19 protein-coding genes are annotated in these 12724 nt (G+C 59.6%); 11 read left to right on the top strand and 8 right to left on the bottom strand.

Features of this window, described 5'->3' with window-relative positions; translation table 11 throughout:
* Positions 1 to 22: 22 nt before the first annotated feature.
* Positions 23 to 547 carry a hypothetical protein gene (locus ACP150_RS19805; protein ID WP_424968441.1) on the bottom strand — a complete coding sequence of 175 codons (525 nt, stop codon included), beginning with the start codon at positions 545 to 547 and terminating at the stop codon, positions 23 to 25.
* Between the two features lie 76 nt (positions 548 to 623).
* Between ACP150_RS19805 and ACP150_RS19810 the strand changes: the two genes are divergently transcribed.
* Positions 624 to 1187: a Crp/Fnr family transcriptional regulator gene (locus ACP150_RS19810; protein ID WP_424968442.1), complete on the top strand. Its 564-nt coding sequence runs from the start codon at positions 624 to 626 to the stop codon at positions 1185 to 1187.
* Here ACP150_RS19810 and ACP150_RS19815 read toward each other — a convergent pair.
* The 4 genes from ACP150_RS19815 to ACP150_RS19830 are packed head-to-tail and all read right to left on the bottom strand — an operon-like array spanning position 1184 to position 3754.
* Entirely contained in the window at positions 1184 to 1633 is a 450-nt protein-coding gene (locus tag ACP150_RS19815; protein WP_424968443.1) for a DUF411 domain-containing protein, read from the bottom strand. The two genes, ACP150_RS19810 and ACP150_RS19815, sit on opposite strands and share 4 nt — an antisense overlap.
* A 14-nt stretch (positions 1634 to 1647) precedes the next feature.
* Positions 1648 to 2643 carry a cation diffusion facilitator family transporter gene (locus tag ACP150_RS19820; protein ID WP_424968444.1) on the bottom strand — a complete coding sequence of 332 codons (996 nt, stop codon included), beginning with the start codon at positions 2641 to 2643 and terminating at the stop codon, positions 1648 to 1650.
* A 1-nt stretch (position 2644) separates the two neighbouring features.
* Entirely contained in the window at positions 2645 to 3304 is a 660-nt protein-coding gene (locus tag ACP150_RS19825; RefSeq protein ID WP_424968445.1) for a TVP38/TMEM64 family protein, read from the bottom strand.
* A gap of 3 nt (positions 3305 to 3307) precedes the next feature.
* On the bottom strand, positions 3308 to 3754 hold the full coding sequence (locus tag ACP150_RS19830; protein WP_424968446.1) for a DUF6010 family protein: 447 nt from the start codon (positions 3752 to 3754) through the stop codon (positions 3308 to 3310).
* Between the two features lie 185 nt (positions 3755 to 3939).
* On the opposite strand from ACP150_RS19830, the gene ACP150_RS19835 reads away from it, so the two are divergent.
* From ACP150_RS19835 to ACP150_RS19880, 10 genes are all read left to right on the top strand, one after another.
* A complete protein-coding gene (locus ACP150_RS19835) occupies positions 3940 to 4668 on the top strand; it encodes a response regulator (RefSeq protein WP_424968447.1) in 729 nt (242 codons plus the stop codon).
* Positions 4668 to 6119 carry an ATP-binding protein gene (locus ACP150_RS19840; protein WP_424968448.1) on the top strand — a complete coding sequence of 484 codons (1452 nt, stop codon included), beginning with the start codon at positions 4668 to 4670 and terminating at the stop codon, positions 6117 to 6119. The genes ACP150_RS19835 and ACP150_RS19840 overlap by 1 nt, the downstream gene beginning before the upstream one ends.
* A 121-nt stretch (positions 6120 to 6240) precedes the next feature.
* Positions 6241 to 6810: a L,D-transpeptidase gene (locus ACP150_RS19845; protein ID WP_424968450.1), complete on the top strand. Its 570-nt coding sequence runs from the start codon at positions 6241 to 6243 to the stop codon at positions 6808 to 6810.
* A gap of 125 nt (positions 6811 to 6935) precedes the next feature.
* On the top strand, positions 6936 to 7250 hold the full coding sequence (locus tag ACP150_RS19850; RefSeq protein ID WP_424968465.1) for a c-type cytochrome: 315 nt from the start codon (positions 6936 to 6938) through the stop codon (positions 7248 to 7250).
* Between the two features lie 29 nt (positions 7251 to 7279).
* Complete coding sequence (locus ACP150_RS19855; RefSeq protein WP_424968451.1) at positions 7280 to 7621, top strand: copper resistance CopC family protein; 342 nt, start codon at positions 7280 to 7282, stop codon at positions 7619 to 7621.
* A 3-nt stretch (positions 7622 to 7624) separates the two neighbouring features.
* Positions 7625 to 8491, top strand: coding sequence for a copper resistance D family protein (locus ACP150_RS19860; protein ID WP_424968453.1), 867 nt, complete (start codon positions 7625 to 7627; stop codon positions 8489 to 8491).
* A complete protein-coding gene (locus ACP150_RS19865; RefSeq protein WP_424968454.1) occupies positions 8488 to 9873 on the top strand; it encodes a multicopper oxidase family protein in 1386 nt (461 codons plus the stop codon). Before ACP150_RS19860 ends, ACP150_RS19865 begins: the two co-directional genes overlap by 4 nt.
* A complete protein-coding gene (locus ACP150_RS19870) occupies positions 9870 to 10346 on the top strand; it encodes a c-type cytochrome (protein ID WP_424968455.1) in 477 nt (158 codons plus the stop codon). Before ACP150_RS19865 ends, ACP150_RS19870 begins: the two co-directional genes overlap by 4 nt.
* A 10-nt stretch (positions 10347 to 10356) precedes the next feature.
* Positions 10357 to 11085 carry a DsbA family protein gene (locus ACP150_RS19875; protein WP_424968456.1) on the top strand — a complete coding sequence of 243 codons (729 nt, stop codon included), beginning with the start codon at positions 10357 to 10359 and terminating at the stop codon, positions 11083 to 11085.
* Between the two features lie 54 nt (positions 11086 to 11139).
* The gene (locus tag ACP150_RS19880) at positions 11140 to 11808 is read left to right on the top strand and encodes a L,D-transpeptidase (protein WP_424968457.1); all 669 of its coding nucleotides are present in this window, start codon (positions 11140 to 11142) and stop codon (positions 11806 to 11808) included.
* Between the two features lie 34 nt (positions 11809 to 11842).
* Here the strand turns inward: ACP150_RS19880 and ACP150_RS19885 are convergent, their stop codons facing one another.
* From ACP150_RS19885 to ACP150_RS19895, 3 genes are read right to left on the bottom strand one after another with little or no spacing between them, the layout of a single operon-like run.
* Complete coding sequence (locus ACP150_RS19885; RefSeq protein ID WP_424968458.1) at positions 11843 to 12112, bottom strand: hypothetical protein; 270 nt, start codon at positions 12110 to 12112, stop codon at positions 11843 to 11845.
* Between the two features lie 8 nt (positions 12113 to 12120).
* Positions 12121 to 12333 carry a heavy-metal-associated domain-containing protein gene (locus ACP150_RS19890; RefSeq protein ID WP_424968459.1) on the bottom strand — a complete coding sequence of 71 codons (213 nt, stop codon included), beginning with the start codon at positions 12331 to 12333 and terminating at the stop codon, positions 12121 to 12123.
* A 51-nt stretch (positions 12334 to 12384) separates the two neighbouring features.
* Positions 12385 to 12678 (bottom strand): DUF2933 domain-containing protein, encoded by a 294-nt coding sequence (locus ACP150_RS19895; protein ID WP_424968460.1) that lies wholly within the window; start codon positions 12676 to 12678, stop codon positions 12385 to 12387.
* Positions 12679 to 12724 lie beyond the last annotated feature (46 nt).

The following is a 12724-nucleotide window of genomic DNA, read 5'->3' on the forward strand; positions in this document are numbered from 1 at the left end:
AAAACTGTGGCCGATCATCGATTCAGTGATGGGGCGGTGCACCTTTTGCCATCATCAGATGATGCTCTTGGTGATGCGCGCCGATGGTCATCAGTCCGAAGAATCCAAGACCTTGTATCTGGTCGATATCGCCATCGACGACGAGGGCAACACCATCCCCGAGTTCCTCTGTCGTGACCTCCCAACCCGTCTCGGCAGCCAGGAACGGCGCATGGGCAGGCACCATGGTGCGAATGGCTTCGAGGACGCGCGGTGCCCCCCGGATTTCGAACCGGAGACCGGCGGGCCGCACACTGCGGGTAACCTCGGCCTCCATCGTCAAAAGCTCCATGTCCACGAGATGTCGCCTGAGAGCCGCGATATCGACATTTGCCCAATCGGTGTCGGGATCGGCGCGCAGGAGCGCTACGATCTCGGCCATGGCGGCAAAGGCAGATTGCCCGGTTTCCTGCGGACCCGGCATCGCATGCCCGGTCGCGGAATGGCTGTGCTGGGCCGCGACGGGTCCAGACAATGACAGGGCAAGCAGGAGAGCAACAAGGCGCATGGGGGGATCCTTTTGAACGGCACGATACCCGTTTTTCGTAGCACGCAGGCCTGCTCTGGAATATGATTTCAATCATATGCTGCCAGAGCCCTACGACCTTCTCCCAACAACTGCGCGTCAGTCGCAAACAATTGCGGCTGGCGACGTGCTCTTTCGACAGGGTGCAAGGACCCTGGGCCTCTATGTGCTAATAACCGGGCGTGTGCATCTCGAGCGGGTTGGTCCGAATGGCGAGCGCCTCATCATTCACCGGGCGGCATCCGGGACCAGCTTTGCCGAAGCCTCGGTCTTTTCGGAGCGCTATCATTGCGATGCCATCGTGATGGATGCAGGTGAGTTGGTCCGGATCGATAAATCCGCGGTTCTCGCCGCTTTTGGAAACCCGGACTTCGCGCGGGCCTATGGGCGCCAGGCGGCCCAACAGGTTCAGGCGCACCGGCAGATCATGGAAATTGTCGGCATCCGACGCGCCGAGGATCGGGTGATGGCGGGGATCGTTGCGGGTCTTCTGGATGGCACCGTCGTCGACTTTGCCGCACGCCTCCAGCTGACGCATGAGGCGACCTACCGTGCGCTGCGGGCGCTTGTCGATGCGGGTCGGGTCAACAACCCCTCCCGCGGCACCTACCGATTGGCCTAGCTGTGACTGGCAAAGACCGATGTCGCGCCATCGAGCCCGACAAGCAGCGTATCGAAGGTGTCCCCGGCGCCGGGACCGCCCATGCCAGGGGAACTCATCGGCATACCGGGCACAGTCAGCCCACGCGCCGTCGGTTGCTCCGAGAGAAGCCGGGCGATGTCTTCAGCCGGCACATGGCCTTCGATGAAAAAATCGCCCACCACTGCGGTGTGGCACCCGGCCAGCTCCGGGGCGATCTGGAGCCTGTCTTTCAGCGCGTAAAGGGTGTCTTGGTCGACATCCTGGGCCTCGATTTGAAACCCGGCCTGCCTCACATGATCGACCCAGGCGGTGCAGCATCCGCAGGTCGGGGTTTTGACAACCTTTACGATGGGTCCGGCATCGGCCATCGCCGGAAGCGCGAGGGTCGCGGCAGCACCGGTCAACAAAAAGCTACGTCGTTTCATGTATCGTTTCCTTCTTAATTATGGTCGTGACCAGCATCTGGAGCGGCACTGTCGAGGTGATCGCGATGCGCTGGTGGTGTATGTAGCGGCGCCTCCCGCCCCGTCGACGACGTGACGTCCAGGTCCTGTGCATGGCGCTCGTCGAGGCAATCCGTTTCAAGCTGAAGGGTCACCATGTGAAACCGGTGATGCTCGGTCAGGTGCGTATATGCGGTCTCAAGGATGCGCGCGGCATCGGCAGGGACTGCGTGACGCAGATGGGCCGAGAAGGCATGCTTGCCACTGGTCAGGGTCCAAGCGTGGACATGGTGAACATCAAGAACGCCGTCCTGCGCGCGAAGATCGGCGGTCACGGCCTCGAGATCAGTGTCCTCAGGTGTTCCTTCCAACAGAATATGCACCGCCTCGCGGATTACTCCAACCGAGGCCCAGAGGAGCACGACCCCAAAGGCCATACCAAGGATCGGATCGATCGCCAGAAAGGCGGTGAACTCGATGACAAGCGCGGTCACGATGATCAACAGGCTGCCGACGAAGGTCTGGATGATGTGCCAGAGGGCCCCGCGGGCATTGAGATCATCCTGGCTGGATTTCCACATCAGGCCAAGCGAGATCACCTCGGTGACCAAGCCGCCGAAGGCCACCCAAAGCATCGGTCCCGTCGGCAGATGGATCGGACTTCCGAGCCGCATCGCCCCCATCCAGATTACCAGAAGCGCCATGCCGAGAAGAAAGCCGCCGTTCACGAGCGCGCCAATGATCTCGGCGCGATACCACCCGTAACTGCGCGCCATATCCGCCGGGCGGCGCGCGATCCGTTGCGCGATGATGGCGACAAGCACACCGCCTACGGCCGACAACGTGTGAAACGCATCCGACAGAACCGCGATTGATCCAATCCAGAGCCCAACTGCAAGTTCGATCAGGAAGTATATGCCGGTCAACCAGGCAGATATAACCAGAGCCTTGCCAGAAGACGGCATATGTCCTGCGTGTCCATGAGCGGCCATATCAGATTTGCTTTTTTGCAGTGTGGGTGCCGCGCCAGACCGCAAATAGGGCGGACAGCGCAGTGAACCCGCCGAGCGCAAGGGCCGTCCAGGTGGCGGTTTGCACGTCGCCATTCATGGCCTCGCTGCCGAGATGAGCGAGCAAGAAGCTTGCCGGAACGACCCCTGCGAGCGTCGCTAGGGCAAACCGCCAGAGATGCAGGACGCTCAACCCTGCGGCGTAGCTGACCATGTCGAAAGACAGGAATGGCAGCAGCCGGCTACCGAACACCAGAAGTGTCAGAGTATTCTGTGATCCCAGAAGTCCACGTCCGATCGTCTCGCCGATATGGCGTTCCACAAAAGGGCGCCCCAGCCCGCGCGCGAGCAAAAAAGCGGCAAGCGCGCCAATTTCTGCGCCGAGCACGACGAGCAGGGTCCCGAAGGTGTGACCGTAGGCGGCCCCAGCCGCGAGCGCGATCGGCGCCGAGGGCAGGGGGCTGGCCACGATTGCCAACGTCATAAGCGCCACGACCAGAACCGGGCCAAGAAAACCAGCAGCATCGATCCAGCGCCGCAGGTCATCGCGCTCCGGCAGATCGATGTCGAGGCCCACCAGGTTCGGACGCGCCAAAACGAGGAGCACCAGCCCCAGAAGGACGAGAACAACGACACGCACCATGGCCTACCTTGTATAAAGCAGCACAAGAAAGGCTGCCGCCATTAGATCAAAGACGACGCAAAACGGGATGTACCAGCGTGGGACCCGGGCAAGGCGGACCGCATTGTGATGGGCAAGATCCCACAGCGCATGGAGCGCGAGACCCAGAGGCAAGGCTGCCCAATGCCAAAGGAGACCCGCTACGGCCGCCGCCCCAAAGACGAGAGCAACCGCCAGCTCAGACCAGAACACGGAGCGACGGCCATCGGCGGCACCGAACCCGATATAGGCCCCGCCGATCAGGGCCAGTGTGACCGCTGCCAAGGCAAGCGAGTCTGCCTGTTCCAGGAGGAGGTGGGCGGGCATTGTGACCACAAAAAGCGCAAATCCGATCCAAGCGGGTGCCGCCATGGTCCGATGCGCTGAGTGGGAGGGATGTTGCCCCGATATGTCTGGTCTTACGCCGGTCATGACGCGTCAGATGGGGCTTCCAGCAGCTGGAGGGTCAAGACATGTCAGGTCTATTGATACATATTGCGACAAACGAAGTGCGGGTCTTTCCCGAAAGAACAATCTATTCTGCGTGTTATGGAGATTGATCTATGGAACAGACGGCCGAACGGCCAGACGGGCCGATTTGCGGAGACTGATCGCTGATGGCGTCATCGGCGCATATCCTGGTCGTCGATGATCATGCAGAGATCCGGCACTCGGTGACGCGCTACCTGGAGAAAAATGGGCTGCGCGCGACGGGAGCCAAAAGCGCGGGTGAGATGGATGAACGATTGGGCGAGGGCAAATTCGATCTGATCGTACTCGATATCATGATGCCGGGAGAAGACGGGCTCGCGGCCTGCGCACGGTTGCGCCGAGAGCAGCAGCATACCCCGATCCTCATGCTGACGGCGCTCGGCGACGATGACGCTCGGATCAAAGGGCTCGACACCGGCGCAGATGACTATCTGGCCAAGCCCTTCAATCCGCGCGAGCTTCTGGCCCGGATCAATGCGATCCTGCGTCGCGCGGGAGACGGATACGCGCCCCATGGCGGAACATTTGCAGGCAAGCGAGCCGTGTTTGCCGGGATCACTTTTGATCACGACGCCAGTCATGTCATTTGCCCCGATGGCACGGTCAATGCACTGACCACAGCGGAAGCCAAGCTGCTGACGGTCTTGCTGGAGCGTCCTCGGGCGGTGATCGGTCGGGATGAACTTCTGGAGTTGAGCGCCGGCCGTGTCGCCGGACCATTTGATCGTACCATCGACAATCAGGTTTCGCGCCTGCGCCGGAAAATCGAACCCGATGTGCTTCGCCCTCGGATCATATCGACGGTCCGCAATGGCGGGTATTGTCTGAGCTGTGATGTGGAGATCGAGGCCTGATGCAGATGGGGTTCCGCTCACAGATCGCCTTTTTGGTGGTGGTGGTCCTCTTCGTTGCGCAGGTCGTGGGGCTCTGGCTTTTCGTCGATGAACGGTCGCTTGCCGTGCAAGCGGCCATCGGCAGCGAGGCAGCCGGACGCGCGGCAAACGTCGCCCGTCTGATCGAGGAGGCACCGCCGACGTTGCATGAGGATATCGTAGCGGCGGCAAACTCGCCCCTTGTACGCTTCGATCTCGGCGACACCCCTGCTGTGACGCACTCCCATCATGATGAGAACGGAGCGATCGAAGCGCGCATTCGAGCGCTTTTGAACGATGGCTACACCCGCGATATCCGGGTCGAAGTGCACGAGATTGAACAGGGGCTGTTGCCGTTGCCGAACCTTTCGCCGGAAATGGCGGAAATGCATGCCGAGATGATGCAGGGAACTCTGGCGGCGCTCGAGATGGAGGTCTCAATCGCCATAGCCGGGGGCCAATGGTTGAACGTCGCCACCCGGTTCGAGCGGCCGCCGATACAATGGTCCTGGGCTTCCACGCTGTCTTTTGTGCTGACGGCTGCCGTGTTGCTGCTGGCGATCTTCTGGTTTCTGCTCACGCGCCTGACGCGGCCCCTGAATGATCTCGCCGCTGCCGCCGAGGAATTCGGGCGTGGTGGCGGGCAGGGCCCCCTCACGCCGGTTGGCCCAAATGAAGTGCGGAACCTGACAACGGCTTTCAATGACATGCAAACGCGCTTGGCCCGCTTTGTAACGGACAGGACGCAGATGCTGGCCGCCCTGGCCCACGACTTGAGATCGCCACTCACCGCGCTCAGGGTTCATGCCGAGATGGTGGAGGATGCGGAGACCAAGACCGGCATCACGGCCTCTCTCGACGAGATGCAGGATATGGTTGAGGCCACACTGGCCTATGCACGCGGTGTGGGTCAGGACGAAGCCCTGCAGCCAATTGAGATTGGCACGTTTCTGATCGACATTCGGGACGCGACCCACACTGCGTTGGACGTACGCCGAGGACCCGAGGCAATGGTGCAGATCAAGCCCAAGGCGCTGCGCCGTGCCTTGCGCAATCTCATCGACAATGCGGGGCGATACGGGTGCAACCCGACGCTATCCTGGCGCATTTCTGACGGCAGCGTCGAGATTTTGGTCGAAGACGATGGACCCGGGATCCCTGACGACCGCTTAGGCGATGTGTTTCAGCCCTTCCTGCGCCTTGAGGGATCGCGCTCCCGCGAAACCGGTGGCCATGGGCTGGGCCTTTCAATCGCTCGCAGCATCGTTCTGCAACACGGCGGCACGATCACTCTGTCGAACCGCGCGGAGGGTGGGCTCTGTGCAAAGATTGTATTGCCCGTGACTGCGGATCAAGCCGCGTTGACATCCTCGTACGAGCATCCCGAGACGCGGGCCGAAACCGGATTTTCGGCCCCGATCAAAAAGGCCTAGGCTCGCCGTCCAACCGGTGGGTTGATACATAACCTTACAAAATTCTGGCTCTCCCTGCGTTTCGCCGCTTGCTGATCTTCGATAGAAAACAAGGCGTTCGACATGGAGACGAGGCAGAGCCATGCAGGCAAGAAATCGACCCTTTCGGTCACGTCGTCAGCTGATCGGCGGCATCGGTGCGACGCTCCTGTTCGCGCCTTCGGTGCTGCGCGCCGAAACACGCGCACCGGTACGGCGTAACGCTTCAAGCTTCAGAACCCACGATTGGCAAGACCACTTCGATCGTCTGGGCAAAGGCATCATTATTGCGGATACCAATTCCCGGGCGCTTCAGCAGTGGACCGCTGATGGTGAAATGTTTCTCTATCCGACATCTGTTCCAATGACGGATGAGCTGACGCGGCGAGGCTATACTGAGATCGTCTTCAAAGATCCCGAGCCGGATTGGACGCCCACGCCATCTATGCGCGAACGCGATCCATCCTTGCCAGCCTACATGCCGCCGGGTCCGGACAATCCGCTCGGGGTGCGGTCGCTGCACCTGACATGGCAATACTATCGCATTCACGGAACACACGATACGCGCAAAATTGGTCGTCGTTCCTCCAGCGGCTGCATCGGCCTCTACAACGAACATATCATTGAGGTTTACAATCGGACACCGGTCGGAACGCAGGTCAAGTTGATCTGATGGGGCGTTACGTGATCATTTCCATCGCCCTTGCGGTGGTTCTTGCCATTGGCTTCTGGTGGACAGGACCAACCGATAATGACGTGGCAACGAGCGAGGATGACGCGTCTCGCACCTACAGTCCCATGGTCGACGTCATTCTACCGCAAACGCTGTCCGCGAATGCGGAGATCGGCAAATTGGCCTACGAGGCGAAATGTGCGGCCTGCCACGGCACAAATGCCGCCGGGCAGGACGGTGTGGCGCCTCCTCTGGTGCACAAGATCTACGAACCCAGCCACCATGGGGATGCCGCCTTCCTTCTGGCGGCCAAGAATGGTGTTCGTGCGCATCATTGGCGCTTTGGAAACATGCCGCCGGTCGAAGGTGTCACGGATGGTGATGTGAAGATGATCGTGGCCTATGTGCGTGAGTTGCAACGTGCAAATGGTATAAACTAACCCGAATAACCGACGAAGGACGATCCGTGATGTACAGAGTCGTACTGACAATTTTTTTGGCGCTGACCAGCGCGCAAGCACTCGCCCACTCGGAAAAGGAAAGCATGACGCCTGCAAACGGGGCCATTCTTGACGCCGTACCCGAGACGATTGGATTGCGCTTCAACGATGGGATGCGACTGACGAAAGTCGAAATGACCCATGCAGAGGCGCACACCGAGGCTCTCGACCTCGGCAATCAATCCGGCTTTGTCAAAGAGTTCACACTTCCTCTGACGCCAATGGGGTCGGGCATGTATCAAATCGAATGGCGCGGACTTGGTGTTGATGGACACCCCATGAACGGTGTCTTCTCATTTGAAGTGAAGTGAGTGGTGCCGGATATCTGGGGTCAGGCTGCGATTGCCACAAAGTTTTTGCTCTATCTCGGCATCCTCACGAGTGCCGGGCTGATACTGAGTCGCCAAGTCTTTCACGAGCAGTTGGCTGGGCTCGACCGTTTCTTGCGTGCCTGGGCCGTCTTCTTTGCTCTTCTGGCGGCTGCGATGTCATTGCTCGGTTTTGCCGTGCGGGGCGCAGTGCTCATGGATGAGGCTTCGGGCATGACGGATCTGACGATCCTTGCGTTGCTCTGGGAAACCCCGCCCGGAGACGCTTTGCTGTTGCGGCTTCTGGGCTTGGGGGCTCTCCTGACCGGCGTGGTAATCGGGGGGCGGTGGCTCTGGGTGGCGCTCTTGGGCAGTTTCTTGGCAATCTGGAGTTTTTGCGAGATCGGTCATGTCGCCAGCGAAGATCGTCTGTGGTTTCAGACCGTCTTGTTCGGTCATCTGATCGTTGCCGCCTTCTGGATCGGCGTCCTTCTTCCGCTCCAAAAGCTTTCGGGGTCTGCGGACACATTGCGAGTTGCTGCCGTGCTTGGACATCGCTTTGGCCAGGTCGCATCTGTTGCGGTCCCGCTGCTGCTGCTTGCTGGCGTGGTGATGACGTGGCGACTGGTGGGATCGTTTTCCGCGCTCCTCGGCACTGGCTATGGTTTGACACTTCTGGCAAAGATTGCCGTCGTGACGCTGCTTCTGGCCCTTGCCGCCATCAACAAAACACGGCTTGTGCCCGCTTTGCAGAGCGGTGATCCCAAAGCTGGGCCGCACCTTGCAAGATCGATTTCTCTCGAATGGGTTTGTATCGGTGTCATCTTGCTTGCCACGGCTGTTTTCACCTCAATCCTAACGGTGCCATCATGAAACTTTCAAAACGCGACTTCCTTCGCATGAGTGCTGCCGGTTTGGTGTGCATGCCGAATTCACTGCTCGCGCAGACAGACATGCGCGCGGTGACAGCCCGGATCGCAGATATACAGCTTTTGCCTGATGACTACGGAAAAACACAGATCTGGGGGTTCGATGGTATCGCGCCGGGCCCTGAAATCCGGGTTACGCAAGGCGCGCGGGTACAGAGACGTATTGTCAATGAGTTACCCGATCCGACATCGACCCATTGGCACGGGATCCGCATCGACAATGCGATGGATGGGGTGGCGGGTCTGACGCAGGACGCCATTCGCCCCGGGGACAGCTTTGACTATGATTTCGTTGTCCCCGACGCGGGCACTTATTGGTATCACGCGCACAACCGCTCGTTCGAGCAGGTCGCACGTGGTCTTCAGGGTGCGCTGATCGTCGAAGAGCCGGAGCCGATCGATATCGACCATGAAGAGGTCCTGATCCTCGACGATTGGCGCATCGATCCAGAGACTGCCCAGATCGCGGATACTTTTGGTGCGATGCATGACCTTAGCCATGCCGGGCGCCTTGGAAACTACATAACAACGAACGGCGTCTACAATCTCGCGAAGCATGTGAAACGGCATGAGCGACTGCGCCTGCGGCTGATCAATGCATCGAACGCCCGGATTTTCCAACTCGCGCTGGAGGGGCTCGAAGGCTGGATTGTGGCCATGGACGGGATGCCGCTGGCCACACCGCAACCTGTGGAAGGCCCATTCCTGCTCTCGTCGGCACAACGGGTGGACCTGATCGTCGACGTGACCGCAGAGGTAGGTAGCGCGGGCCATATCGTGCAATTGAGCCGTGATGAAAGCTTTTCTCAAGTGGCCTTCGAGGTGACAGGCGACGGTACAAGCGCGCGGCGCGGAACGCCTCAACCCCTGCCGCCGAATGCCCATGCCATGCCCGATTTGGGATCGGCAAGGGACATCGCATTGCTGATGGAAGGGGGGGCCATGGGCGGCATGCGCGGTGCCATGATGGGTGGTCGGATGTCTTCGATGCGCGACATGATGGAGACAGGAAACTTCTGGGCCTTCAATGGCGCGGTGGGTGGCATGGATGTTCCAGCACTGGCGGAGTTGTCGCGTGGCGAAACCGTTCGGCTGAAGATCACCAATGACACATCGTTTCCGCATGCCATGCATCTTCATGGCATGCATTTTCACGAGATCGCACCCGATGGCAGCCTCGGCGCGCTGCGCGACACAACGCTGCTCGACCGGGGCGAAATGCGCGACATCGCCTTTGTGGCAGATAACCCCGGCAAATGGCTGCTGCATTGCCATATGCTGTCGCACGCGGCATCCGGTATGATGACATGGGTCAATGTGGCATGAAGGGTCTGGCGGCCATCCTCGGCATTGGTGTCCTGGCAGCACTTGGAGCGGCGGCCTATGTCTGGACCGGGTCTGCCGATGATGTCCAAAGCGGCGTGATGCCGGAGAGCGTCGATCTTGTCGCCGGCAAGGCGCTCTATGCTGAGACATGTGCCGCGTGCCATGGGGTCAATCTGGAAGGTCAGGAGAACTGGCGGAGTCCGGGCGAGGACGGCCGGCTACCCGCACCACCGCATGATGAAACGGGTCACACCTGGCATCACAGCGACCAGGTTCTGTTCGACTACACAAAGCTTGGAGGTCGAGAGGTGATGGCCGCTCAGGGCATGGAGTTCGACAGCGGCATGCCCGGTTTCGGCGACCAACTTTCCGACCAGGAAATCTGGAATGTCCTCGGGTACATCAAGTCGACCTGGCCCGAGGAAATACAGGATATGCAGTACGCGCGCACCCATGGTGTGCCGGTGAACTAGGAGAACTCTCATGAAGATCGCAATGGCAATGCCACTGGTCGCCCTTCTGCTTGCACCACTGACGTCTCATGCCGACGCGCTCAGCGAAGACCGGGTTAAGGAATTGGTTCTGGAGGCCATCCGGGAAAACCCAGAGATTGTCCTCGAGGCGGTTCAGATCATTGAACGGCGTGAACAGGAGCGGCAGGCGGCCGCAGCAGCGAGCGTCCTCTCCGAAAATCGCGATCTTCTCGAGAGCGACCCAAACGCACCGGTTCTCGGAAATCCCGAGGGCGACGTCACAGTTGTGGAGTTCTTCGACTACAACTGTCCCTATTGTCGCCGGGTGAAGCCGCATATCGAAGCGCTGTTGGACGAAGACCCCAACGTCAAGCTGGTCTATCGTGAGTGGCCGATCCTCGGAGACGGCTCCGTTTTTGCCGCGCGCGCCGCATTGGCCGCGCGAGAGCAGGGCAAATACGAAGAGTTTCACTGGGCACTGATGGGCATGCAGGGCCGAGCCGAGGAAGCGTCCGTCATCCAGGTTGCGCAGGAAATTGGTTTGGATGTCGCGCAGCTGCGACGGGACATGCAGGCGCCTGAGATCGATGCCCATATCGCGGCGTCAATGGAGATGAGCCGCGCGCTCGGCTTCAATGGCACACCATCCTTTGTGATCGGAGACGCACTGGTTCCGGGGGTCATCGAGGCCGATCAGATGATCCGTCTTGCGCAGGAAGCGCGCGCCGCAGGTCAATAGTTTCCCGAAATTTGGCGAACGGACACAGTCAAAACGAGTGGACGAGGTACTTATATGGTCAAACTGACGCGTCGGCATTTTGTGGCAGGGTCTGCAATGCTCTTTTCGGCACCGCTCGCCACGCCGATATCGGCAGCGCCCACGTCGCCGCGCGCAATGTGGGATGTCTGGGATGCGCAAGTCACGCCTCCGAGTTATGACCCCTCGACTTCCAATCCGTGGGGGATTCATCCGCGGTTCCTTCCTGTTCGGGTGGAGGCAAACGCGGGCCTCGTGCCGGGTGACATTCATGTCGATGCCGTTGCGCGCTACTTGTACCATATCGAGCCGAACGGAAGCACGGCGATGCGTTATGGCGTGGCCATCGCACGCGGGACATTGTACGAGCCGGGTGTCTACACGATCCGGCGAAAAGCCAAGTGGCCCACTTGGCGTCCAACGGACGACATGATCGAACGCGACCCGGATCTTTATGCACAGCATGCGGAGGGGATGGACGCGGGGCCAACCAACCCATTGGGATCCCGTGCGCTTTATCTCTATGTGGGCAACCGGGACACTTATCTGCGTATTCATGGATCGCCTGAGCCGCGTTCGATCGGAGGTCGGGCGAGTTCGGGTTGCGTGCGCATGATCATGGCACATATCAACGATCTCTATCCCAACGTGGAAACGGGCAAAACCGCTCACCTGTATCCGCCTGAAGATGCGATCGGGGGCTAATGGAGCATCTTGATGTTGCTCAAAGCGTCTTGACCTAGTTCACCGCTTGGCAGATTGGATTGCCTTGTGGCGTTCTGAGCGGCAACCAGGTCGCTTCAACTGGGCCGTTGTGAAGATACCAAAAACAATTGTCATTCGGATCAAGCCGAACCTTGTTGAGGTTTTGATATGGCGCAGCGAGACCCACGAGTGGTTCAGGTAATTCGATGAAGGCACCGTCCGCATCGACCACGGGTGTCGTGGAACATCCGGTCAACAGAAACGCCCAGAAGATCAGGCCCGATGCCTTCAAGATCGTGTTCATCCGGCTCTTCAATCCTCCGGACCTTCTCCCAGAGAGGTCGCAGGATAGCCGGCTTCCGCAAGAACATTAAGCAGGGCAGCCGAGGAGACTGTCGAGTCGATCTCTGTCGTGTGTGCAGCCAAATCCGTCTGGATGGTTGCTGACGGGTCTGCGGCTTTGACCGCTTTTTCGATAGCAGCAACGCAATGGCCACAGCTCATTTCTGGGACGTGAAATTTCATGGTGTATCCTCTTCTCACTCGTAGGAACTAAGGGTTCCAGTGGGTGGAAGGTCAAGCATCCGTCGATGTTGGAACAGGGGCTTTTGAGGGCACGGGTGCGTTGCTATCCGATGACTTGCTGCCTCCATGACAGGACTTCCCCATGAAGAAGAACATCACGCCATGTGCGCCGAGGCAAAGGGCGATTGGGGCCAAAACGCCCAAACTATCCTGCAAGCCAGAAAACGAGCCGCCTCGGGCAAAGAAAACAAGCAGCGGAAGCAGCATCACCGCGCAGCACACCAACATGCCGACGTGCATCATCTTTGAATTCTGCGGCTGCTTTTCTTGATCTGACATATTCATCGAACGTACTCCTACCTCGGGGGTAGCGCACCAATCGCTCGTGCGA

Origin of the sequence: Dinoroseobacter sp. S375 (genome assembly GCF_049800775.1) — a bacterium.
Taxonomy (GTDB): Bacteria; Pseudomonadota; Alphaproteobacteria; order Rhodobacterales; family Rhodobacteraceae; genus Dinoroseobacter.